The sequence below is a fragment of the Paenibacillus sp. JT22N12 genome (assembly GCF_056269365.1).
On sequence record NZ_JBWDNU010000014.1, the window covers coordinates 127393 to 152318 of the forward strand.

20 protein-coding genes are annotated in these 24926 nt (G+C 50.6%); 15 read left to right on the top strand and 5 right to left on the bottom strand.

Going from position 1 to position 24926, the window contains the following annotated elements:
- Positions 1 to 37 precede the first annotated feature (37 nt).
- From AC0YOA_RS32185 to AC0YOA_RS32195, 3 genes are all read right to left on the bottom strand, one after another.
- Positions 38 to 700 carry a TetR/AcrR family transcriptional regulator gene (locus tag AC0YOA_RS32185; protein WP_475790083.1) on the bottom strand — a complete coding sequence of 221 codons (663 nt, stop codon included), beginning with the start codon at positions 698 to 700 and terminating at the stop codon, positions 38 to 40.
- Positions 701 to 852: 152 nt separating this feature from the next.
- Positions 853 to 1677, bottom strand: a complete 825-nt coding sequence (locus tag AC0YOA_RS32190) for an oxidoreductase (RefSeq protein WP_475790084.1) — start codon at positions 1675 to 1677, stop codon at positions 853 to 855.
- Positions 1678 to 2077: 400 nt separating this feature from the next.
- Positions 2078 to 2818 carry an SDR family oxidoreductase gene (locus AC0YOA_RS32195; RefSeq protein ID WP_475790085.1) on the bottom strand — a complete coding sequence of 247 codons (741 nt, stop codon included), beginning with the start codon at positions 2816 to 2818 and terminating at the stop codon, positions 2078 to 2080.
- Between the two features lie 205 nt (positions 2819 to 3023).
- Here AC0YOA_RS32195 and AC0YOA_RS32200 point away from each other — a divergent pair, with 205 nt between their 5' ends.
- Positions 3024 to 3605: a TetR/AcrR family transcriptional regulator gene (locus tag AC0YOA_RS32200; RefSeq protein WP_475790086.1), complete on the top strand. Its 582-nt coding sequence runs from the start codon at positions 3024 to 3026 to the stop codon at positions 3603 to 3605.
- 108 nt (positions 3606 to 3713) lie between these two features.
- Here AC0YOA_RS32200 and melA read toward each other — a convergent pair whose 3' ends face one another.
- Positions 3714 to 5126: an alpha-galactosidase gene (gene melA, locus AC0YOA_RS32205; protein ID WP_475790087.1), complete on the bottom strand. Its 1413-nt coding sequence runs from the start codon at positions 5124 to 5126 to the stop codon at positions 3714 to 3716.
- Between the two features lie 181 nt (positions 5127 to 5307).
- On the opposite strand from melA, the gene AC0YOA_RS32210 reads away from it, so the two are divergent.
- The 14 genes from AC0YOA_RS32210 to AC0YOA_RS32275 all read left to right on the top strand — a co-directional run bounded on the left by AC0YOA_RS32210 (position 5308) and on the right by AC0YOA_RS32275 (position 23760).
- Complete coding sequence (locus tag AC0YOA_RS32210) at positions 5308 to 6288, top strand: Ldh family oxidoreductase (protein WP_475790088.1); 981 nt, start codon at positions 5308 to 5310, stop codon at positions 6286 to 6288.
- Between the two features lie 330 nt (positions 6289 to 6618).
- Positions 6619 to 7032 carry a LytR/AlgR family response regulator transcription factor gene (locus AC0YOA_RS32215; RefSeq protein WP_475790117.1) on the top strand — a complete coding sequence of 138 codons (414 nt, stop codon included), beginning with the start codon at positions 6619 to 6621 and terminating at the stop codon, positions 7030 to 7032.
- Positions 7033 to 7236: 204 nt separating this feature from the next.
- Positions 7237 to 8172, top strand: a complete 936-nt coding sequence (gene cysK / locus AC0YOA_RS32220; RefSeq protein WP_475790089.1) for a cysteine synthase A — start codon at positions 7237 to 7239, stop codon at positions 8170 to 8172.
- A gap of 42 nt (positions 8173 to 8214) precedes the next feature.
- Positions 8215 to 8766 (top strand): GNAT family N-acetyltransferase, encoded by a 552-nt coding sequence (locus AC0YOA_RS32225; protein WP_475790090.1) that lies wholly within the window; start codon positions 8215 to 8217, stop codon positions 8764 to 8766.
- Positions 8767 to 9296: 530 nt separating this feature from the next.
- Positions 9297 to 10940 (top strand): extracellular solute-binding protein, encoded by a 1644-nt coding sequence (locus AC0YOA_RS32230; RefSeq protein WP_475790091.1) that lies wholly within the window; start codon positions 9297 to 9299, stop codon positions 10938 to 10940.
- 159 nt (positions 10941 to 11099) lie between these two features.
- Positions 11100 to 11978: an ABC transporter permease gene (locus tag AC0YOA_RS32235; protein ID WP_210037657.1), complete on the top strand. Its 879-nt coding sequence runs from the start codon at positions 11100 to 11102 to the stop codon at positions 11976 to 11978.
- A gap of 13 nt (positions 11979 to 11991) precedes the next feature.
- Entirely contained in the window at positions 11992 to 12873 is an 882-nt protein-coding gene (locus AC0YOA_RS32240; RefSeq protein WP_210037521.1) for a carbohydrate ABC transporter permease, read from the top strand.
- A 197-nt stretch (positions 12874 to 13070) separates the two neighbouring features.
- Positions 13071 to 15428 carry a helix-turn-helix domain-containing protein gene (locus AC0YOA_RS32245; RefSeq protein WP_475790092.1) on the top strand — a complete coding sequence of 786 codons (2358 nt, stop codon included), beginning with the start codon at positions 13071 to 13073 and terminating at the stop codon, positions 15426 to 15428.
- Positions 15429 to 15459: 31 nt separating this feature from the next.
- A complete protein-coding gene (locus AC0YOA_RS32250) occupies positions 15460 to 17139 on the top strand; it encodes an extracellular solute-binding protein (protein ID WP_475790093.1) in 1680 nt (559 codons plus the stop codon).
- Between the two features lie 71 nt (positions 17140 to 17210).
- The gene (locus AC0YOA_RS32255) at positions 17211 to 19052 is read left to right on the top strand and encodes a sensor histidine kinase (RefSeq protein ID WP_475790094.1); all 1842 of its coding nucleotides are present in this window, start codon (positions 17211 to 17213) and stop codon (positions 19050 to 19052) included.
- Positions 19052 to 20563 carry a helix-turn-helix domain-containing protein gene (locus AC0YOA_RS32260; RefSeq protein WP_475790095.1) on the top strand — a complete coding sequence of 504 codons (1512 nt, stop codon included), beginning with the start codon at positions 19052 to 19054 and terminating at the stop codon, positions 20561 to 20563. Before AC0YOA_RS32255 ends, AC0YOA_RS32260 begins: the two co-directional genes overlap by 1 nt.
- Positions 20564 to 20716: 153 nt before the next feature.
- On the top strand, positions 20717 to 21991 hold the full coding sequence (locus tag AC0YOA_RS32265; protein WP_475790096.1) for an ABC transporter substrate-binding protein: 1275 nt from the start codon (positions 20717 to 20719) through the stop codon (positions 21989 to 21991).
- A 63-nt stretch (positions 21992 to 22054) separates the two neighbouring features.
- Positions 22055 to 22939, top strand: coding sequence for a carbohydrate ABC transporter permease (locus AC0YOA_RS32270; RefSeq protein WP_475790097.1), 885 nt, complete (start codon positions 22055 to 22057; stop codon positions 22937 to 22939).
- Entirely contained in the window at positions 22936 to 23760 is an 825-nt protein-coding gene (locus tag AC0YOA_RS32275) for a carbohydrate ABC transporter permease (protein WP_475790098.1), read from the top strand. The genes AC0YOA_RS32270 and AC0YOA_RS32275 overlap by 4 nt, the downstream gene beginning before the upstream one ends.
- 11 nt (positions 23761 to 23771) lie before the next feature.
- Here the strand turns inward: AC0YOA_RS32275 and AC0YOA_RS32280 are convergent, their stop codons facing one another.
- Positions 23772 to 24878, bottom strand: coding sequence for an acyltransferase (locus AC0YOA_RS32280; RefSeq protein ID WP_475790099.1), 1107 nt, complete (start codon positions 24876 to 24878; stop codon positions 23772 to 23774).
- Positions 24879 to 24926 lie beyond the last annotated feature (48 nt).

Genomic DNA, 24926 nt, shown 5'->3' on the forward strand with positions numbered 1-24926 from the left:
AACAAACGGAAAAATATTATATCCGGCGCCAGGCTTTTTAATTAATCTTCAGCTTTTCAAATAATCCAACAAGATAATAATCCATTGCGGTCAATGCATTTTTCTTGAAATCTATTCTGAAACCTTCCAGCTCATTGTCGTCAATCGCTTTAAGCAGCACCTCGGGCATGCTTGCCATATTGGCATACCCTACAATAATGGCGTTCTGAGCCAGCAGTAAATCGTAAAAAGCTTCAGCATTTAATAAACTCACTCTTTCAGTCAATAAGCGTACGATATTATCTAATATTGCGTACAAACCCGTACTGTCTTTAACGGCTGTTTCCTGATCGATATTCTTTTCCAGAATGGTATTCTTTATGGCGCTCAATCGGGTCAACACGGAATCCTGGTCCAGAATGCTTTCCATCTCGCTCAGAAAAAAGGTTTTGAATGCTTCAAGTGTCATGGTTTGAGAAGCAAGAAGGAGATTCACGAAATTCTGAAAGCGTTTCTCGTATTCCAGGAAAAGCATTTCCATAAACAGAATTTCTTTCGTGCTGTAGTAATAAAACAACGTCCCGTTTGAAACTTTCGCCGCTTTCGCTATATCACTCATTTTGATTTTATCAAATGTGCTGTTCTGATACATTTCACGTGCGGTATCTAAAATCAGCTTCGCTTTCTCTGCTTTAGCGCTTTCCGTCATGGCTCTTTTCATTGAAACCAGCACCTCGATCATTAACTTCTATGTCGACTTGCAGTCAATCGTAAGTAATACATGCAGGATTGTCAAGGAAAAGGACAAATACCCTGACTTCAGATTGAGCATCCTCAAACTGGAATCAAGGTATTCTTGGCAAAGCTTTGTCTTTATTTCATCTGACTCATAATGAGTCTGTCAAAGTTCCTGTCGCTAATCCATTTTCTCAACAAAATCAAGGGTTTGGCCATTTTACCGACAGCATATCTGATTTTGGGATTCTTCGCTGCGATTGCTTTTGAAACGATATTTGCCACTACGCCAGGGGATGAACCGCCTCCTGCCTGATAGGAGCTTTTGGTTGTCTTCGCAACGGACTCTGCCAAGTCCTTATACGGACCGTTTCCAGAGGTTTTCAGCATAGGCTCGCTCATCACATCTCCGAATGAGGTCTCAATAATTCCCGGCTCAATAACGATGACATCTATTCCAAACGGCTTCAATTCGAGTCTCAAGCAATCGGACCATCCTTCCAGGGCATGTTTGGTGGCATGATACCATGCGCCAAGCGGCGTGTAGATTTTTCCGCCTACAGATGAAGTATTGATAATTATTCCTTTTCTTTGTGCTCTCATGTAAGGCACGACAAGCTGGGTCATTCGGGCCAATCCGAAAATATTCACTTCAAACTGATATCTCGCATCATCCATGCTCACTTCCTCTACGCTCCCGTAAAGACCAAATCCGGCGTTGTTGAAAAGCACATCAATTCTCCCTTGTTCCTTGATGATTTTATCGATACAAGCTCTGATTTCTTCCTCTATTGAAATATCCATTTTTACTGTTATCGCGCCTGATTCTGTTAGATCGCGCATTTGTTCAACCCGCCTTGAGGCGGCATAAACAATATGACCTTCGGATAGAAGCTTCTTTGCGGTTTCTTTGCCTATACCGGATGATGCACCCGTGATCAAGATGACCTTTTTACTCATCATTCATCCTCCGCCCTGAATAAGTATTCAGTGTATAATTTGTTAACTGAAATAATTGACTCTAAATCAATTATAATTGACTATCAATCGATTATAATTGACTTAGAGTCGATTGTAAAGGCGGATTTTTTGGTGATACATCTTTTGGAGGCTATATGGAGCCGCTAATAAGTGGATGAACACGAGCTTCCATCAATGACAAGTCCGCTTGCGCCCAGGCGGTTTAACGCAAACATCATCCCCGCATTCGCCATCCGCGAAAAGTCGCAGCGGGATAAAAAAAGGCAGCTTCGCATTGAGCGAAGCTGCCCTAAAACAATCCTATTTTTGTTGAACATAAAAAGGACGACCATTGCTTTGGAGAGGATCCCTCGAGACGTATTTTTCCATCAGGATGATTGCATCAGGGTTGTATCGTCGGTCTGATAATAATCTCATTGACTCCGGTATCCTCGGGTTCATTAATGGCATAGGCAATCGCTCTTGCGATACTGTAAGGCGAAATGGCCATGCTTTTCATTTGACTTGCCATCGCTTTTATTTCAGGACTGCTGATCGTATCGGTCAGCTCCGTATCCGTAAGTCCCGGGGAGATGATGGTGGACCGGATATTGGAGGAAGGAGATTCCTCCTGGCGCAGCCCTTCCGAAATCGCTCTGACTGCAAATTTTGTAGCGCTGTACACAGCCGCGGTCGGACTTACCTGATAACCTACAACCGAGGAGACGTTAAGGATATGTCCCGATTTCTGCTCTCTCATGGTTGGCAAAACAGCGGCGATGCCGTACAAAACGCCTTTGATGTTAACATCGATCATTTGATCCCATTCCTGAATCTTGAGTTCATTCAAATGGGAAACCGGCATAATTCCGGCATTATTCACAAGCACATCGATCCGGCCATATTGCTGCAATGCAAACTGTGCCAGCTTCTGCATGTCCTCTGATGAAGCTACATTCGTTGGTATATACACAGCTTCTCCGCCGTCTTGTTTAATATCGTTCACGATGGTTTGCAGACGATCCTCTCTTCTTGCCGCCAATACGACCTTTGCGCCCTGTTGGGCCAATAACTTCGCTGTTGCTTCACCTATTCCGCTGGATGCTCCCGTAATAATGATGACCTTGGATTTCAAGTTTTCCATTCGTTATCGCCCCTTAAAGGAATTTTGTTATTGCTTTCCTGCTATAAAACTGGTGTTGGTTATTTAACGACAGTTGATTATCTTACTGCTGTTGATTATTATTATATAGAGAAGAGAAGTTAATTCAATCGCTAATATACTCGCTTTTGTTTCATATCCAACAGCAGCACCGGGAATGTTCAATAACAGGGGAGGCAATGGCAAAATGGCTGCGGAAACGAAAATAGACCGCCGGATTCTACGGACGAAGGAAGCCATCAACAAGGCGTTTCTGGAACTGTTTTCCGAGAAAGAACTCGATCACATTACCATAAATGACATTTCGGAACGGGCAAATGTAAACCGGGGAACCGTCTATCTTCATTACACGGATAAATATGATCTGCTTAATCAATGTATAGATGACCATTTGAACAAAATGTTCCGTGCCTGCAAATTCAACGAGTTTAATCAGGTGCAAACCAGTCTGATTGGTGCGCTGAAGCCTGCATTCGTTTATTTTGAGGAGAATTACCTGTTCTTCTCTTCCATGCTTGCCAATCAAAGAACAACCGTATTTCGGGAACGCCTGATGCAAGTCATTGCGTCAACGGTAGACCAGAAGATAAAAATGAATGACATCAATCAGGAAATGGATAAGGAATTGATTGCCCAATTTATGGCCTCAGCCTTCGTGGGTACCGTGGAGTGGTGGATTCTGAATAAAATGCCGCATCCGCCTCAATTTATGGCTGAGCAGCTGTGGAGATTATTTGAACGGAACGATATTTATCCTCTGGACAGATAAAGCGAAAAAACAAGACTGTGAAAAATAAAAGCTCCTGTCCGGCGATAAGCCGGGCAGGAGCTTCTATAATAAGTCAGTGTCCAGCAGAAGGGCAGGGTTCCAACCACCCTACCTGGCAAGCTCGCCAAATCTTGAAAATATCGCGAGCGCGGGATCGATAGGGACCTCGGCGCGCTGTACGTCCTGGGGGATAGCGATGGTGGGAGTCGCTCTTGGCTTCCTGCCGGCAAACTGCGGCAGCCACTGGGCTTCCGCCTCCAGCATCTCGGTGACCATCTCGCGGATTTCCTTCAGGGAAAGCACCGCTGAGGTGAGAGGGTCGAGGGCGCAAGCATGGACAACCGTTTCCGGATCGCCTGTCTTGGCGGCGAGAACAGCTAGACGCTGCACATTAATATTCGTCATATTGAGCGCCATGCACTGCGGCGGCAGATCACCCAGCAGCGTACGGTTCAATCCTGTCCGGTCCGCATAGATTGGCCCCTCCGCGCAGCATTCGTCAGGCAGATTGGCGATCATTCCATTGTTTCGCACATTGCCGTTGAACTTGAAGGGCTTGCCCGTCTCCAGCGCTTCTATAATATAGGCGCAGTATTCCACGCTCCGCTTCGGCAGCATCGTCGGCTCGTTATCCATAATATTCGGCTGATTGTACTTGCCGGCCACATAAGCCGACCACTCGTAAGCCGCGCCGGATTCCCCGCCGAAGGCCGGTTCGTCGCAGTAAAGCGCAAGCTCTCTGGCATTTTTGCGGAACCAGGGGACATATTCGGACAGATGGCCCGTCGACTCCGTCATAAAATAGCCGAAGTGGCGGAACACTTCCCCGCGCACCTTCTCATTGACATAGAATTCCGGCTGCTCGAACTTCTCCCGCAGCAGGGGATACAAATCCCGTCCCTGATGCTCAAGCCGGAGAAACCAGCCCATATGATTAATGCCAGCGCTTACATAATCGATCTCCGTCTTGGGCAGACCGACGTAACCTGCGATCAGATCCAGCGTCGTCTGCACGCCGTGGCAGAGCCCGACGAATTTCACTTTGGTTTCCCCGAGCGCCCAGCCAATCATCGCCATTGGATTCACATAGTTGAGCAGAAGGGCATTCGGACACAGCTCCTCCATGTCTCTGGCCACATCAAGTATGACGGGAATGCTGCGCAGCGCCCGGAAGATGCCGCCTGGTCCCAGCGTATCGCCGATACATTGATCCACGCCGTACTTAAGCGGAATCTTATAATCCATTTCAAAAGCGGAGACGCCTCCCACCTGGAAGGTGCAGATGACATAATCGGCGCCGGTCAACGCTTCCCGCCGATCCGTTGTAATGGAGACTTTGGACTTCAAGCCATTCTCCGCAATGACCTTGTTTGCAAAAGCCTCCACTTGAGCTGTCTTGGAGGTGGATGGGGCCATGAGCACGAATTCTGTTTCCTCCAACGCTTCCGTCGCCATAATATCCAGCATCAGTGTTTTGCAAAATACAATGCTGCCAGCTCCTATAATCGCAACTCTTCTCATTTTGTGTTGAACCTCCTTATGGTTTCTGCATGCCCTCATCATAGCATGATTTGTTTTCCAGCTGAACGGTTGTCCCCATAATTATAATCAAGAATATGAAGCGGGATGGCTGAAATGATACAATGGTAATTACGCCGGGCGAGGGGTACAATTGGCGATAGATGGGAGTGTTTATACAAATATGAATATTGAACAAGCAAATCATACGAGGGTGGAACCGGAGAAGCTGCGCGGTATTATTTCCGCATTGGCGAAGAGTGCCGGCGTGCCTGAAGAAAAGGCTTTATTTTTGACGGATATATTGGTTCAAAATGATCTCCGCGGCGTACTCAGCCATGGAACCAGACAAATGGCCACCTATGCGCGTATTATGCGCGACGGGTTGATTAATCCTGATCCGCAGATCAGCATTACGAATGAGGCTCCTTCAACAATCGTGGTCGACGGCGATGGAGGTCTTGGTTATTTTGCCGCTTACCGGGCGGTGGAGAAGCTTGCGGATCGTGCCCGTGAGCAGGGGATAGCCGCTGCGGTCACACGCAATCACGGCCACATCGGCGCAGCCGGCATCTATTCCCGACTTCTGGCCGAGCAAGGCCTTATTGGCTATGTCACTTCCGGGCATCAGCTGGAGCTGAAGCCCGAGGATTCGATTATGAGAGCGGCGGGCGGCTCGCCGATGTCGTTTGCGGTCCCTTCCGGCGAAGAGGTTCCGATGGTGCTCGATTTTGGCGCCATGCATGATTTGTATGCCGATTCCCCTCATGTGGACGAGCTGTTCAAGCTCGCTCCCGGCCTTGTATTTCGCAGTATGGGTCTGGGTTTCTTGTGTCAGGCGCTTGGCGGCTTCCTTGCAGGGGTTCCGGCTGCGCCGTCCGGGAACGGCAAAAGCTTCAACGGAGCGAATCAAGGCGCCTTGATTATTGCCCTTGATATAAGCCGGTTTATTTCCCCGGCAGCCTTCAAGGGGGAAATGGATGCCTATATGAGAATGACCCGCACCATGCAGCCTATGCCAGGGTATGACCAGGCGACGCTTCCCGGCGTTCTGGAAGCACAGCGCGAGCGGGACTGGACAGTCTCGGGCATACCTGTCAGCCGTGAACACAAAGCCGATCTGGCGGCAGCCGCGGCTGAATTCGGACTGGAGCTTCCGTTCTAATAGCCGGGAGTTGGGGCGAGGGATGGTTGTTTCACAGGAGGCCAATCGATCCGGCTGCGAGGCTGCCAAGAGAGTACCGGTTTCCCAAATATGGCAGCCGCTATGAACAAATTAGAGCTCGATATCAAGAAATACCAGGGCAGCTCCCTGGTATTTCTTTTTTTTTTGAATTACAGAAGAAAGTATAAAATTCCTCATGCTCGTCATGTACAGATTTTGTACAGGTGCGGTTGGTATACTGCATTGAATACAGAATGACTGCCCAACAACCGCTGCTGTATTTGGTGAACGGCCGGGCGGGAATGCCGAGGTGAACGCAAGTTGAGAGCGATGTTGATCGATGATGAACGATTGGCTTTGAAACAGCTCAAGAGAATGCTGGAAGAAGTTGTAGGCGGTGTAGAGATCATTGAGATGACATCAAATCCGGTGCAGGCTCTCGAACGGTCGGAGGAGCTTCAGCCCGATGTTGTATTTCTGGATATTCATATGCCCGGCATGAACGGTTTGAAGCTGGGCGAGAAGCTGCAGCAGGCGGTGCCGCATGTAGAGATTGTGTTTGTAACGGGTTATGATCAGTATGCGGTCAAGGCATTTGATATTTGCGCGCTGGATTATATTTTGAAGCCTGTGCATCCAATCCGTCTGCAGCAGACCGTAGAGCGTGTGAGACAGAAAATTATGCTGGTCAGGGAGATAGACGGGTTATCTCCAATACCTTGTCCGGAATCGTCACAGATCTGATGTGCTGCGAGCAGCCATGTCCGGGATCTGCAGCGGAAGTAACTTACGATAAGGAAGGCGGTTAGTCTACGTCTTCTTTTTTTTGAAATTTATAGCTGTTATAAGAATCGCATCCGGTTGGTATTTATTTACTCTCCAAAATGGCTATGCTAGTATGATAATACCAACTTCTCAAGTTGGAATTGAAGGTTCGGAGTGATGACATTGTCCGGAATTGCTAAGAATCTAACTGATCTGATAGGGAATACGCCGCTGCTTGCACTCACCAATTTCACCAAAAAATATCATGTCGAAGCTAACATCATCGTAAAACTGGAATCTTTTAATCCGGCAGGCAGTGTAAAAGACAGAATTGGCTATGCCATGATCAAAGATGCTGAAGAACGGGGAATTATTCATGAGGATTCCGTCATTATTGAACCGACGAGCGGGAATACGGGTATTGGTCTTGCCTTTGCGGCCGCGGCGATGGGATACAGATTAATTATTACGCTGCCGGAAAATTTCAGTATGGAACGCAGGAAGCTCCTGGTTGCGCTCGGAGCGGAATTGGTGCTTACCCCCGCGAATGAAGGAATGGCCGGAGCTATAAGAAAAGCCGAAGATTTAGCGGCAATAACTCCTCATTCCTATATCCCCCAACAATTTAATAATCCGGCCAATCCGCAAATTCACAGAACAACAACCGCTGAGGAAATCTGGAGAGATACAGATGGCGAGGTAGACATTTTTATTGGCGGTGTCGGCTCGGGAGGGACGATTACCGGGGTAGGCGAATTGCTGAAGGAGCGTAAGCCATCCGTCCGAATCATAGCTGTAGAGCCTTTTCATTCTCCCGTCCTCTCCGGAGGCAGCAAAGGGGTTCACAAGATCCAGGGGATTGGCGCGGGATTTGTTCCGGATAACTTTAACCGGTCCATTGTGGACGAAATTATTCAGGTGAAAAATGAAGAGGCGTTCGATACGGCGCGTAAGTTAGCCCGGGTTGAAGGTCTGCTTGCCGGAATATCATCGGGCGCCGCTGTATTCGCCGCACTCCAAATCGCCAAAAGACCGGAAAATAAAAACAAAAATATCGTTGTCGTGCTTCCGGACAGCGGCGAGCGTTATTTGTCCAGTGATCTTTATCCGGATTCATAACGGTACATGTGTACGTAAGATCAGCATGAAGGAGTGACTATTATGGTAGAGAACATTTGGACAGGCAGCAAAGTAAGGTTGCGTTCAATAGTACCTGGTGATTGGGAGAAGTTTCATCACAATGATTATGATACTGAAACCGCCAGGTTATGCGATGTCACACACTTCCCGAGATCGGAAGAAGGCACCCGATCATGGGCGGATAATCAAGCCTCTCTCGGCCCTGATAACGATAATATTATGCTGGCCATTGAAACACATGAGGGCGAGTTGATCGGAAGCATCAATACCCACAGCTGTGATGCAAGGCATGGAACCTTTAAGTACGGTGTTGCGATATTTCGGGAGCACTGGCGGAAGGGTTACGCAGCAGAGGCTGTCGGGCTGCTGCTGCGGTATTATTTTGAGGAGCTGCGCTACCAGAAAGCAACGGCGCATGTTTATGCTTTTAACGAAAGCTCCAAAGCGCTGCAGGAGCATCTTGGGTTCCAGCAGGAAGGAAGACTCAGAAATATGCTGTTCACGAAGGGACAGCATTATGATGAGCTTGTCTACGGCCTGCTCCGGAGTGAATATGACCAGCTGAAAAAATAGGAAATCTGGCTGACAAGAGCAGTTAGAGGAAACGGCTTCTTGACGTAGAATTATTTGATTAGCGCGATTGATAATCAGGTGGGAGGTAATAACCTTGATTGTTTTAAAAATAATTGGAGTCTCGATTATTGTACTTGCGCCGGCTTATGAGTTCTATAGAAGACGTTTATGGAGAAAATCAAATTCATTCGACTCCTTTTGAGGAAGCAAGCAAGCCGGAAGTTGCCTCATACCGGTCCGAATGCCGGTGAATAGGGGCCTTTATATCAGAGTGATGAAATTTCATATGTGATTGCAGGAAACCGCCCGCAGAGGCGGTTTTTTTGCTGTTCTGAGCATAAGAAACTGATTTTGGCTGTCAACGATAGCCGTTATTCTTGCGTTATGATCAATTCATTTGGCGTTATGATCAATCTGCCTGGAACGAAATCGGCATCGGATTTGCTTTTTTGCTCATATCGGGAGAAGCCGGTTATCCGTTAGTCTGTGGAGGAGATGCATCTCACTAAACGACCAACGGAGGTTAGGGAATGAAAAGACTGTTCGCAACTGCCCTGAGCATCGTGATGCTGGGCACATTATTAATCGCGTGTTCTTCTAATGGGGGGAACGCCGGCAGCGGCAATACGAATACGGACAAACCGGCGAATGAGACAGAGACGCCTGCCGAAACGACTGCGGCAACTTACCCGATACAGACGGACGAGAAGCTCTCCTACTGGGGAGAGATCAACGGCAATCTGATCGGTGTCAAAGCATCGCATAACGAAATCCCGTTCTTCCAGGATTGGCAGAAGAAGACGGGGGTATCGCTCGAATTCACAGCTCCGCCGACCGGCCAGACGCAGGAAGCGCTCAACGTGATGCTGGCTTCCGGCGACCTGCCGGATATGATCGAATACAACTTTCTGGGCTTTCCGGGCGGGCCCGAGAAAGCAATCAATGACGGTTATATCCTCAAGCTGAACGATCTGATTGACAAGTATGCGCCGAACCTGAAGAAGTTCCTGCAGGAGAATCCGGACATCGACAAAATGGTCAAAACCGACAGCGGCAGCTACTATGCCTTCCCGTTCATCCGGGGAGATGAATATTTGCGCGTGTTCCAGGGGCCGATTATCCGCAAGGACTGGCTGGACGAGCTGGGTCTTTCCGTTCCGGAGACGATCGACGAGTGGACCGCAGCCTTGACGGCCTTCAAGGAAAAGAAAGGGGCGGCGGCGCCATTCTCGGTAGTCAGCAAGCCGCGCTTCTTCAATGAATCCGGCAACGGCGCTTTCCTGGGAGCGTTCGGCGTGAACCGCGGCTTCTATCAGGAGGACGGCGTGATCAAGTTTGGACCGTCGGAGAGCGGCTTCAAGGAGTACCTGAGCTTGTTCCGCGATTGGTACCAGAAGGGCCTGATCGATAAGAATGTTGCCACTGCAGATTCGAAGGCACTTGACAGCGGCATTGCTTCGGGCGCTACAGGAGCAACCATTGGTAATGCGGGCGGCGGCATCGGCAAGTGGCAGCCGCTTGTGGAAGCGAACAATCCGGAAGCGGTGCTGGTGGCTGCTCCCTATCCGGTATTGAAGCATGGAGATATGCCCAAGTTCGGGCAAAAGAGCATGGCTTATGCTTCCGAAGGAACCGTAGCCATAACGACGGCTGCGAAGAATCCGGAGCTTGCGGTCCGGATGCTGGACTACGGCTACAGCGAGGAAGGCAGGATGTTCTTTAACTTTGGCACGGAAGGCGTCAGCTATAATCTCGAGGACGGGTATCCGAAGTATACCGATCTGCTGATGAAGAATCCGGACAAGCTGGCTCCGGCACAGGCGATCTCCATGTATGCCCGCGCCAGCTACAACGGCCCTTTCATACAGGATAAGCGTTACGCCGAGCAGTTCTTCGCCCTGCAGACGCAGCGCGACGCGGTTACGACCTGGCAGAAGACGGACGCCAACAAATACAATCTGCCGCCGATCACGCCGACGCCGGAGGAGAGCTCGGAATTCGCTACCATTATGAATGATATAAATACCCTTGTGGACGAGATGACGCTGAAAATCATTTTGGGCTCCGAGCCGCTGGATCAGTTCGAGAGCTACGTTGCGAAGATGAAGTCGCTTAATCTGGATCGGGCGATTGCCATTCAGACTGCGGCTCTGGAGCGCTATAACAGCCGGTAAAAAATGAAAATCCGAAGGAGGGGTACGGCCTCTCCTTCAATCCGGATCGAGGTGAAGATACAAGTGGCAAAAGCGCAAGCGATGAACAGCAGGAAGCCGCTCAGCGCCCAGACGCAGCGGTTCGTCAAGAAAGGCCGGAACCGGTTCGCACGCGACTTCATGCTGAATAAATATTTGTACCTGATGATGCTTCCCGTTATCGCCTATTATCTGATTTTTCATTATGCCCCGATGTATGGGGCCCTGATCGCCTTCAAGGATTATTCACCGATGAAGGGCATTGTGGGCAGCGACTGGGTCGGGCTCAAGCATTTCTATGATTTCTTCAACAGCTATTATTTTGTCCGAATCCTTAAGAATACGATTATCATCAGCTTGTATTCCCTCATCTTCGAGTTCCCCGCGCCTATCATATTGGCGCTGCTGATTAACGAGGTTCGCAGCAGGGCATTCAAGCGTGTTGCCCAAACGATCACCTATATGCCTTATTTCATCTCGCTCGTTGTCATCTGCGGGATCATCACCGACTTTACGAATGCCGACGGCGTCATTAACCGTTTGTTCATGCTGCTGGGCTACGACGGGCAAGCGATGCTCCAGAAGCCGGATCTGTTCCGGCCGATCTATATTCTGTCCGAGATCTGGCAGCGTATCGGCTGGGAGTCGATTATCTATATCGCAGCCTTGATGAGCATCGACCAGGAGCAGTATGAGGCGGCGAGAATGGACGGAGCAAGCCGGTTCAAGCAGATTTTCTACATCACGCTTCCCGGCATCATGCCTACGATTGCCATTATGCTCATCCTGCGGATGGGCAATCTGCTGAATGTCGGCTTCGAGAAGATTATCCTGTTGTACAATCCCATTACCTATGAGAAAGCCGACGTGATCTCTTCGTTCGTTTACCGCAAGGGCCTGCTGGAATTCGGGTGGAGCTACAGCTCGGCAGTCGGCTTGTTCAATTCGGTCATCAATCTCGCGCTGCTGGTAACCGCGAACTATATCAGCCGCAAGGTCAACAAAAGCAGTTTATGGTGAGGTGAGCTATCAAATGAAAAGAGAGATTGGCCTGTTCGAAAGATTGTTCGACGCCGGTATCTATGCGGTATTGATCTTTCTCGTCGTTGTGACCTTATATCCGCTGCTGTATGTATTATTCGCTTCATTCAGCGAGGCGGGGCAGCTCATTATCCACAAGGGGATTCTGTGGAAGCCGCTCGGCTTCAGCTTCGAGGCGTATAAAAGCGTAATGAACAACCCCGGCATTCTGATCGGTTACCGCAACACGCTGTTCATCGTATTTGCGGGTCTTGCGGTTAATCTGGTCATGACTGCGCTCGGCGCGTATGTGCTGTCGCGGAAGAATGTGCTGTGGAACAACAGCTTCATGGTATTCATCGTGTTCACGATGTTCTTCCACGGCGGATTGATTCCGCTCTATCTCGTTGTAAAAGGAGTAGGGCTGCTCGATTCGTTATGGTCGACCATTCTGCCTTTCGCGGTCGGCACGTTCAATCTGATCATTATGCGCACGGCTTTTATGGGCATCCCTGACAGTCTGGAGGAATCGGCTAAGATCGACGGGGCGAATCATTTTACGATCCTGTTCCGTATTATCATTCCGCTGTCCATGCCGGTAATCGCCGTCATGATTCTTTATTACGCAGTAGACAAGTGGAATGGCTGGTTCTACGCTTCCGTGTTCATCAAGAGCCGCGAGCTGTTCCCGCTGCAGCTCGTGCTCAGGGAAATTCTGATCGCGAATTCCACGGACAGCATGTCGGCAGGCGCCTCGGCGGGCGACCGCCATCAGATCGGCGAGACGATCAAATATGCGACGATCATGGTCGCGACTGTGCCGATCCTGTGCGTATATCCCTTCGTGCAGCGTTTCTTCGTCAAAGGGGTAATGGTCGGCTCATTGAAGGGCTGAAAGCAGTATTTATATGAATCGTAACGGCCGCTTGGCACAAAAACCCGAATGGAGGGGATCCATTCGGTTTTTTGTGCGTTTCGTCAATCGCTTTGAACGTTTTGCATATTCCTTGGCCTTTGCATTTATAGGTATAATAAGGGTCTGACTCGGGTAACCCCTTGTTATCTACTCTACGCTTAGGTGAGGAGATTCTATTGAACATCCGACAGTTATGGAAGAAACGGAAGAGTATTATTTTTACATGGCTTATCTCTTATAGCACTGTCCTGTTCGTGCCGATCCTGATCAGCCTCATCGTCTATTCACAGTCGAGTGGGGCGCTGAGGAGCGAGATTCACCGCGCCAACGATTCCATGCTCAAGCAGGTGCGGTATACCATAGACAACCAGATCGATTTGATGAAGCGCTTGAACATGGAGCTGACCTGGAATGCCAAGCTGCAGACCTTGATGTATTCCAGCATGCCCGACGGAAGCGCGCAATTCAGCGCCTACGAGCTGGTGAAGGATTTCCGCATGTATCAAACCTCGTACGCCTCCATCGATGAATTTTATGTAACCTGGGAGCGGGAGGCTTCGGTGCTACGCCCAGGCAACGTCAGGGATATGAAGACCGCTTTCAATACGCTGCATCAGACCGGGAAGATGACGTATGAGCAGTGGCTCGCGGTCATCGGAGGATCGGAGCATAATCAGTTCATGGTGCTGCCCCATCTTGATTCGGCCCAGCCGAACACGTCAATCGCCTATATTACCCGTCTGCCCAAGGACCTGAACGGCAAGGAAACGGGAACGGTCGTCGTCATGGCCGATACAGTCCGGTTCCAGGCGGCGATCGAGAGCATATCGGGGTTCAGCGGCGGACAGGTGCTGATCCTGAACCGGAATAATGAGGTTCTGTTGTCCAATCTGCCGGTGCAGGCGGATGAGAAGCATATTCTGGAGCGTATCAAGGGAGGCGGTCAGACGATGCCCGCTTCCGCGAAGGACGGCAGTTCGGAGCTCTTTTATCTGAAGTCCGCCGTATCGGATTTGAAGTATGCGCTTGTCATCCCCAGCAGCATTTACTGGGAGAAGGCGGAGTATGTCAGGCAGTTCACCTACATCAGTATTCTCATCAGTATTATGGGTGCCGGCGTATTGACCTGGTTCTTCATGCGCCGCAACTACTCGCCGATTCAGCAGCTCGTACAGTCGTTGTCCGATAAGAATGTCTATGAGGAGCGGACGGAGTGGAATGAACTGAGCTTCATTCAGCGGGCGATCTCCACTGCCAGAAGCGAGAAGGAGAATATCGCCCTGCAGCTGCAAATTCATCAGAATGTGCTCCGCTCGAACATGCTGAACCGGCTGATGAAAGGCAAGCTGGATTCGCCGATCCCATACGAGGAAGCCTTCAAATCGTTCAACATGAAGCTGTTGTCCGATGAGTTTGCCGTTATTCTGTTCGTCGTGGAGAATGACGGGAGCCTTGCGGAAAATATGCCGGGGATCGATATCAACGAGACGCGGAAGCTGATTCATTTTATTATTACGAATGTGGTGGAGGAGCTGGCCGGCCAGCATCGTCATGCGGGTTATGTGGCCGAAGTGGACGATATGATGGTTTGCCTGGTTAATCTGGCGGAGCCCGATGACGGGCGCTATAAGGATGAGCTGCGTATGATTGCCGGGGAGGCCCAGCGCTTCCTCATGCGGTACCAGATGGATCTGACGGTCTCGATCGGTGGCAAGCACGCCAATTTGTCCGGCATCGCCGCGGCGTATCAGGAGGCGGTGGACGCCATGGAGTACAAGATGGTTCTCGGCAAGAAGGGGATTATTACGTACGACGACATCCGGATCGACCCGGCGGATCACTTGCAGTTCGGCTACTATTACCCGCTCCAGGCGGAGCAGCAGATGATCAATCTGATCAAGGCCGGCGACTTTGAGCATGCATCCGCATTCATGAAGGAGATTACAGACCGGAACTTCAACAAGCCGATCATGTCGCTGACGCTTGCCAGATGCCTGATTTTCGACCTTGTAGGGACAATGGTGAAAGCGATTAACGAGCTGGGCGACGGAGACAGCAGCGTATTGGGCGGCAATCCCTTGTGGATGGATCAGATTATCGCATGCGACACGATTCAGGAGATGCAGGATGAGCTCCAGGCCCTGCTCCGTGAGGTATGCGCTTTCGCAGCGGCCAGGCTGGAGACGAATGTGACGCACGAGCGGGCGGAATCGCTGCGGGAGCTGACGGCAAGGGTCGCTCACCATATCGAAGACCATTATCAGGATTCCAATCTGAATGTCAATATGATCGGCGAACGCTTCGACCTGAAGGGCAGCTACCTGTCGAAGCTGTTCAAGACGCAGACCGGCGAAGGGCTTCTGGACTATATACACAAATACCGGATAAAGCAGGCCAAGTGGATGATGAAAAGCAGGCAGGAATCGATCTCGGATATTTCGCGGCTGGTCGGCTACAACGATGCGGCTACCTTCATCCGCGTGTTCAAGAAGTATGAAGGCATTACTCCTGGCAAGTATAAGGAAATTCATTAATTCGCGACAAGTAGTGGGGAGGTCTGGGAAAATGAGAGGATCACGTCTTACCGCAGTGATAGCTCTTCTGCTGACTGCGGCGCTGCTGCTGTCCGCCTGCGATCGGCAGGATGCCGTTCCGCTTGCCGGGTATTCGCAAGGGAATGCCGTGCCGGAGCAGCAGACAGGTTCGGGGAAAGGGGCAGGGGCAGGCTTGCCTGGACATACGGGCGGGATCGGAAGCTATCCGATCCGCACCGGCAAAACGCTCACCTATTGGGCGGAGCTGAACGGCAATGCGGCCAGCATCAAGCCTTCCTTTGAGGACATTCCGTTCTTCAGGGAATGGCAGAAACGGACGGGCGTGAAGCTGCAATTTATCCAGCCTCCGGCAAATCAGGCGAAGGAAGCGATGAATGTGCTCCTCGCTTCGGGCGAGCTGCCGGACATGATCGAATACGAATGGGCAAGCTTTCCCGGCGGGCCGGAGAAAGCCATTAAGGACGGTTATATCCTCAGACTGAACGAAGCCATCGAGCGTTATGCCCCCAATCTCAAAAATTATCTTGGCGGGCACCCGGAGATCGATAAACAGGTCAAGACGGCAGACGGCAGCTATTACGTCTTTCCGTTCATCCAGGGAGACGACCGGCTGCGCACTTACCAGGGACCGGTTATCCGCAAGGATTGGCTGGATGAGCTGGGCCTTCCGGTGCCGGCTACCATTGATGAATGGCATACCGCCCTGAAGGGCTTCAAGGAGAAGAAGGGCGTCCAGGCGCCGCTGACATTCCTGGGCGTGCCAAGCCCGTTATTCGGTATCGAGAACGGCGCTTTCGTAGGTGCTTTCGGCATTAAGAAAGGCTTCTACCTGGATCAGGGAGAGGTGAAGTTCGGACCGCTTGAGCCGGGTTATAAGCAATTCCTCGCTCTGTTCCGCAAGTGGTATGAAGAGGGACTGCTCGACCGGAACATTGCGACGGTCGATACGAAGACGCTCGATTCCAATATGATATCGGGGAGAAGCGGCGCGAGCATATGGAATGCGGGAGCGGGAATCGGTACCTGGCAGCCGATTGTACAGGAGCGGGACCCGAACGCGAGGTTCGTTGCGGCTCCTTATCCCGTGCTGAACAAGGGTGACCGCCCGAAGTTCGGACAGCGGACCAATTTGTACTCGGGCAGCGGCGGCGTTGCCATCTCCAGCAGGAGCGGCAATGTCGAGGAAGCGGTCCGGATGCTGGACTACGGCTACAGCCCGGAGGGACATCTGTTCTTTAACTTCGGAATAGAGAATATAAGCTACACGATGGTGGACGGGTACCCGACGTATACGGATCTTATCCTCCGCAATCCGGACAGGCTTGCGCCCTCGCAGGCGCTTGCCATGTATAACAGGGCCAGCTACTTCGGGCCTTTCGTGCAGGATGTGCGATACCTGGAGCAGTATTATGTACTGCCCGAGCAGAAGGAGGCGACGCGCATCTGGTCGGATACGGATGCCGACAGCCATCTGCTGCCGCCGGTTCCGAAGACGGAGCGGGAAAGCGCGGAGCTGTCGGCGATCATGATGGATGTGACGACGCTTGTCGATGAGATGTCCCTGAAGATCATCCTTGGTATCGAACCGGTGGATGCCTGTGATGCCTATGTCGCGCAGCTGAAAGCCCTGCATATTGATAGAGCGATAGAGATTCAGGAGAAGGCGCTGGAGCGGTATAACCGCATGTAGCTGCATAATAATGCCAATGGTTCTGGTATAATGCAATCGTGCGGAATATGGAAAATGAAATGAGGTGGCTGATGAAGAAATTGTTCCGTTTTTTTCGGCATTTTATTTTTAATCGAACGATTTACCGGACGATCCTGTTTTCCTATTTGATCGTTAATCTGCTTCTTCTCCTGTTCTTCGGCATGCTCTCTATCCGGGACTCCACGAGAATGATGACGGATGAAATTATCCGTTCGAGCAACAAGGTGATGGAGCAGGCCGCCTTGGGCCTGAGCTTCAATCTGGAAGAGACCAAGCGTTCGCTGATCCTCCTGGCAGGGAATTATTCTGTCGCTTCGCTTATGCGTGAGGCAGGCAAGATGGAGATGATCAACCTGATTCAGCATGAACGCAATATTGCCGAAATAACGAAAGGCATTTATACGTACCAGTCCCTGATCAGCGATGTGCTGATTCTCGGCCAGAATGGATACGTGAACAACTTGAATGGCCGCAATTCCCTCCAGTGGGACTATGCCTTCAGGCAGCAGCCCTGGGTACAGGAATCCTTCCGCTCCCATCCGGACAACACCTTCTTCAGTCTCGGCGTACACGTACAAAACTATTATTTAAAGGATGATACGTCCCGATACGGGCTTCCGACCTTGTCCGTTAGCATGAAGGTGCAGGGCTTTCAGGGGGACACGGTAGGCTCTGTTATCGCCAATCTCGACCTGGACAAGCTGAACGGAATGTTCGAGAGGAGCACCTATCACAACAGAGGCAATATCTTCCTGATCGACGAGAACCACACCATTATCGTTCACCAGGACAGGGAGCAGATCGGCCACGATCTGAAATTCCAGGGAATCGAAAAGCTTGATTCCGATACGGGCGGCAATTTCACGGAGGAAATTGACGGGGAAGAACATCTTGTTATCTATCAGCCTACCGTCATTAAAGGCTTGACCATGATTGCAACCGTTACCATGAAGGAAATCTCCGATCAATCCATCCCGCTCAAATCTAATCTTATCCGCATTCTGTATCTTTGCATTCTGCTCAATACCTTGATCAGCGTGGTTATTACCTTCCGGATTTCGCGTCCGGTCAGCAGGCTGCTGATGACGCTGGACAGAATGGGAGGAGATGACACGCTTTTTGTTAAAAACAGGGACTACCGGTATCAGGAGCTCAATCATATCGGCACCAAATTCAAGGAGCTGATGAACCGCATTGAGCTGCTCATTCAACAAAATTACCTGACCCGGATCGCCTTGAAGGATGAAGAATTCAAGGCTCTTCAATCCCAGATCAATCCTCACTTTCTGTTCAATACGCTGCAGCTGCTGCAAACGGAGATCGTATGCGGGAATATCCAATCCTCCAATACGATCGTGCTTTCCTTAAGCAGCCTGTTTCGTTACTCCATGAGACAATCCGACGAAATGGCGGAGCTGGCGACGGAGCTAGCCCATATGAAGGACTATTTATTTATCATGAACAAAAAATACGAGGATCGGATTACAGTGACGTTTCATATTCCGGATCCTGCGGTCCTGGCTTACAAGATTCCGAAGCTCATCCTTCAGCCTGTGGCCGAAAATTCGATCCGGCACGGCTTTGGGGAGAACCGCCGGGAAGGCGCGATTCAGTTAAGCGTCCTCTCCGTTAAGCGCGGGCTGCTGATCGTCATCCGGGATACGGGTAAAGGGATGGACAGGCACAGTCTGAAGGCGCTGAGGCGGCATATTGATCCTGCCAGCCCAAAGCCAGGCAACATTGGACTGTATAATGTCAACCACCGGATCAAGCTGAAGTTTGGCAATGATTACGGTATTTATATCCGAAGCGACGAGAGTGTCCATACGACCCTGTATATTTTACTGCCTGTCATTCCTGGCGGAGCCGATTTGCGGAAAGGAGACTTTTAATGAAATTGCTGATAGCAGATGATCAAGCCTCCCTCCACACCTTCCTGGACAAAATGGTAGACTGGCTCTCGTTGGGGATTACTGAGATCAGACATGCATACGACAGCAAGGAAACGCTGCTGATTATTGAGCAATTCATGCCGGATCTGCTGATACTTGATGTGCAGATGCCCTTCATGAACGGCCTGGAAATGCTGAAGCAGCTGAAGCAGCCCTTCCGAAAACCGAAGACGGTTATTTTGAGCGCCTATGACGAATTTGAATTTGCACGGGAAGCGCTGCACCTGAGCGTAGCCCAGTATTTGCTTAAACCGGTGGATGTCGCTCTTCTGACGAGCTCCATCCGTGAGCTTCGCGCAAGCATTCAGGATGAGCAGCAAGCAGCGCTCGCTCATGAGCTGGGCCGGATCGTTCAGTCCTTATCCTGTCCGGCAGAATCGTTTGAGGTGATCTTGCGCTCGTTCCAGGCGCTGCAAATAAGGGAATATATGCTGCTGGATGTAGATGGCGGACAGCCGTCCGCCGAGTCATTGATCGAGTGGATTTCCGGGCTTGAAGATGCGATTATACCGGTCGTGCACCGGAAAAGCCCCGACGGATATGCCTGCTTGCTGGGAATGACAGCCCCGGTTCCAGCCATGCGGCTGGAGGAGTTGTACCGGCAATTATCCGATCAATGGCTTGAGCGGTTTGCGGATTCACAGGCTTCAATCGGGATCAGCACGGTGGCTGATACTCCCGACAGATTGCTGGAGCTGTACAGGCAGAGTGAGGAAGCGGGCCTGCAGCGTTTCTATTCGCAGGAAGCGGTCAATCTGTACAAGGAAGGCTATTTCACGAAAGACTGGAGAACCAGGGAGCTTCAAAAATATGAGCGCGCGCTTCCGGAGAAAGTATCCTATGGCTTTCAATCCGCTTCGGTCAGCAAGCTTGTATCCGGGCTGTTCGATCATTTTCGGGAGAAGCGTCTCCATCCGGAAAACGTATATATGCTGATTCTCCACTATGTGTACATAACCGGACAAGCCTTGAATGACTCCGGTGCAGGGAAGACGGAATGGGCTGGAATAACACTCGACATGCTCAAAGCTTACCGGACGGCGGATAGACTTGAGCATTACCTTCAAGCCCTGCTTCACCGTATTGCCGATAAATCCGAGGCTGCGCCGCATGCCGGTGAAACGGTGCTGCAGGTGAAGCATTTCGTCGATCTCCATTACGGCGAGGATCTGTCGCTGCAAAGGATCGCCACGCTGTTCAACATGGATAAATTTCAATTAAGCAGAGCCTTCAAGCAGGAGCTGCATATTAATTATTGGACGTATGTGACGCAGGCAAGAATGTCCAAGGCCGCTGAAATGCTGGTCAATACGGAGATGAAGAACAGCGCGATCGCCGCTGCAACCGGCTTTGGCGACGAGAGCCATTTCAGCCGAAGCTTCAAAAAGCATTTTGACCTGTCCCCCAAGCAGTACCGGCAAGTAAAGGGAGGAGCGGAAAGCGGCAGTTGAATCCGGAGCAGCGGCCGGAAGATCAAATGACTCCTGGCTTACGCAACAAAATACAAATAAACATGCAACAATATGAATTCCCCCGTTGCGGCAAAGAAGTTATCATATGGCTTGTAAGTGCTTACAACCAGTATTGAAGGGGGAACTAATACGATGAGAAGAATAAGGTGCCTGCTTCCGATTGTTCTATTGACTGCTTTGCTGCTCAGCGCATGCGGCAGCGCCGGCGGCAATGAGCAGGGGGCGGAAAGCAGCAATGGGCAGACGGAGGAGAAGGTTAAGCTGAGCCTGCTTTCCTGGAACAATGAAACCGAAATGAAGCCGGTTCTCGACGGATTCAAGAAGAAGTATCCGCATATTTCCATTGATTTTCAATTCGCTCCACCCGTGAAGGACTATATTGCCAAGCTCCAGACGATGCTGTTGTCGGAATCGGCTACGGACATTTTCATGATCGCGGCCGAAAACCGGAATGAAATTATCGACGGCGGTCATGCGCTGGATCTGACGGATTTTCCATTCATGGAAACGATGCTGGACAGCAACAAGCCTATGCTTAGCAAAAACGGCAAAACCTATGCTTACACGCAGAACGGCTGGGTAGGCGGCTGGTATTATAACAAAGACCTGTTCACGAAGGCGGGAATTGAGAAGCTGCCTGAAAACTGGGATGAATTCGTCGCCCTCTGTCTGAAGCTCAAGGAAGCCGGCATTACTCCGATCTATGACAATATGCAGGACCTCACCCAGATTCATTCCGCGCTGTACGGCAACATGACTCTCGCGGCAGACGCAAATTTTGATGACAAAATCTTTACCGGAGAAAAAACATTTGCCGAAGGCTGGACGGAAGTGTTCAAGCTATGGAAAAAGGATCTGATCGACACCCAGATTCTGACACCGGATATGATCGGTCTGACAGGCGATCAGATTGAGAGTGAATTTACGCTGGGCAACGTCGCGATGTTCTTCGGCGGTCCATGGAGCATCGCCAAGCTGGAGGCAACGGAGGGGCTGAACTTCAGCATGATGCCTATACCGGGTCCGAAGCAGGGGGCGAATTATTATGTAGGAGCGCCAGGCGTCGGGTTTGCGGTCAATACTGCCAGCAAGCATCAGGAGGAAGCGCTGCAGTTCATTGAATATTTAAGCACGCAGGAAGGGCTGCAGCTGTTTTATGACGGAACGGGAGCGTTGATAACAGTCAAGGACTTCGAGGCCAAGGTGCATCCGGCGCTGCAAACCGCTTTTGAAGAAGGGCTGATGAAAGGAAACGTCTACCTGCCGATGGTAACGTGGCCGCGTCATCAGGAAGCGCTCCGCAATCAATTCGTCATCTCGACACAGGATATGGCAGTCGGCAAAATAACGCCGGAGCAAGCAGCGGAAGCGATCGATAAAAAGTTCGAGGAAATGGAAAATAAATAACAGTCATCGCGTCAGGGCAATAGGGAAACCTGCTGCTCTTTCGGCTGCTGAAAGGAGACAATCGTGACTAAGGTTCTTCGACTGCTACAGTACCAGATTTTTCTGCTTCCGATCCTGCTGGTCTACACGCTATTCACGATCTATCCGTTAATTCGCTCTCTGATTCTGAGCTTCACGGATTTTGACGGGTATGACAAGAATTATGATTTTACCGGACTAAAAAATTATATGAAATTATTTACTGACGACGCCATCGTATCGGGCATCTCGTTCACCCTGCTGTTTGCACTGCTGAGCACCCTGCTGATCACGATACTGGCCATCCCGCTGGCTCTCATACTGGATCAGAAATTTATGACAAGAAATTTGCACCGGGCCATCTTCTTCTTCCCATCCATTCCGAGCGGTCTTTTGCTGGCTTTCATATGGGGATTTATCCTGTCGCCCGTTCCATCCGGCGTTCTCAACACGGTGCTGCGTGAAGTCTTCCATGCCGGTCCGCAGCCGTGGCTGTCGGATCCGCTTCTGGCCAAGCTGTCTACCATTGTTGTGGCTGCCTGGGCGGCGGTGGGCTGGCATGCCGTGCTGTATCTGGCCTTCCTTCAATCGATTTCCAGGGATTATTATGAAGCCGCCTCGATCGACGGGGCCAACCGCCGGCAGCAGATCCGCTATATCACGCTGCCGCTGCTTGCGCCAGCCATGACGGTAAGCGTCATGCTGCTTCTTACAGGGGGGCTCAAAGTCTATGAAGTGCCTTTTGCCTTGACGAAGGGCGGTCCCGGCTTCGAAACCCATACGATTACACAGGTCATCGTGCTGCGCGGCATCACGGAGACCCAGTATGGGCTGGCTTCCGCGATATCCATTGTTTTCTTCCTGATTGTACTGGTCATCGCCTATTTCCAGGTTACCCTGATGCAGAAGAGGGAGGATCGGATCCAATGACGGGCGCAGTGAGAAGAAATTGGTGGTTTGACATTCTGATGCTGCCGGTCGGATTGCTGACGTTCTTTCCGTTCTACCTGGTTATCGTCAACACCTTCAAGAGCGAGCAGGAAACGGCGGCCAGACCGATGAGCCTGCCAACGACCTGGGATTTCTCGAATTACGCCCAGGTGTTCGAGCAGACTTCCATCGTCCAAAGCTTCGGCAACAGCCTGGTCGTGACCGTCGTGTCCGTCCTGCTGATGGTGCTGATTGGCGCAATGGCGGCTTACCCGGTCGTCTTCAACCCGGGACGCCTGAATCACTATGTCATGCTTTATTTGCTGCTTGGCTTCATGATTCCTTTCCAGACGACGCTGATTCCATTATTTCAGCTGATGACCGATTTGAACCTCGTCGACCGTCTTTACGGGCTGATTGCCTTGTATACAGGGGGTGCGGTGTTCGTCTTCTTCCTGATGCTCGGCTATATGAAAACGATCCCGAAGGAGCTGTCGGAGGCAGCCATTATTGATGGAAGCTCGATATGGGGAATATTCTGGCGGATTATTCTTCCCCTGCTCAAGCCGATCACCGTCACAAGCATCATCTTCCAGACGATGTGGATCTGGAATGACTTTCTGGCCCCGATGCTGTTTCTGGGCTCCCGCAGCAACTCTACGCTCGTTCTGGAAATCTACAAGGCAAAGGGAGAGTTCTCGGTGAATTGGCCTTTGTTCATGACCATGACCGTTATAACGCTTATTCCGATCTTTATCTTCTTCATCCTCATGCAGAAGCAGATTGTGAAAGGCATCGTAGGCGGAGCGGTAAAAGGATAGTCAACGAAAAGTCACGTCGTTGAAGACGCAGGAGAAAGTCTGCGACTATCCGATTTCCCGACGATGTACATGCCGAGGCGCGATTTCTGAACGGCGATTGTAATCAGCCATGAAAGAATGAATGCGACCGCTCCTCCCGCCCATATGAGCAGATGATAGGATATCGCGCCGTGAATCATCACTTCCTGACGCCAAAGGAGCAGGAAGAATGGATGGATGAAATATATGCCGAATGAGTACGTGCCGATCGAAAGCAGCGTATTGCGCGAAAGATGAAGACGTCCTCCTTCCAGCAGCGATGCGGCCTGCAGCAGAACGATGCAGCTGATTGCGGCGTAGGAGTAGTCGGAAACGAAATTGAGATAAGAGTAATACGGCTGCGGAATCCAGTGCGGATTTGTTTTCTGCAGCCACATTTGGCCGACATAGATAACGGCGGAGATGATAAATCCGGCAAAAAGGCACCATCTCCGCCAATCCTTGCTGCTTGCCGTAATGGTTTTCAATTTTCCGGCCGCATAAGCGCCCAGAAAAAAATAGAGCAGGTACGAGCCGATGAACGAGCCGATCCCTTTCATATCAAGAGTGTAATAATTTAACAGGTAAAAGGCCGTTTGGGCTGCTGCGCCGCACAGCAATGGATGGTTCTTGACGAATCGGATCCGAAACAGCAAATGAAAGAGCGGGAATGCCAGGTAAAATTGGGCGATGACAATGATGAAGTACAGATGGGGGTAACTGCCGCCGAACGGCAGCCCTTTAACAAAGCCGATCAGGCTGTCTTCCGCGGACATATGCTTGACGTATGAGTCGGCAGCTGAGTAGAACACGGACCAGATCAAGTAGGGAATAACGATCGTTTTCAGCCGTTTACGGTAAAAAACGAGCCAGTTTTGCTTCGTGCTCTCATCATAATGATAAAAAAGCAGGAGCGAGCTCAGGAAGAGAAAGGCCGGCACGGCAAAATGCGAGGCTGCATTAATAATCTTGTAGACGGGAAAAAGTGACGAAGCCGTCGACAGCTCAGTGATCGCGGACGACGTCGTATGAATTGCCAAAACGGCCAGAATCGCAAATCCCCTTAATATTTCGAGATAAGTAAGTTTTTCTCTCACCATACGCCCTCCGATAGCAGTTGATCTATATCCTGAACATTACCTCTCCAA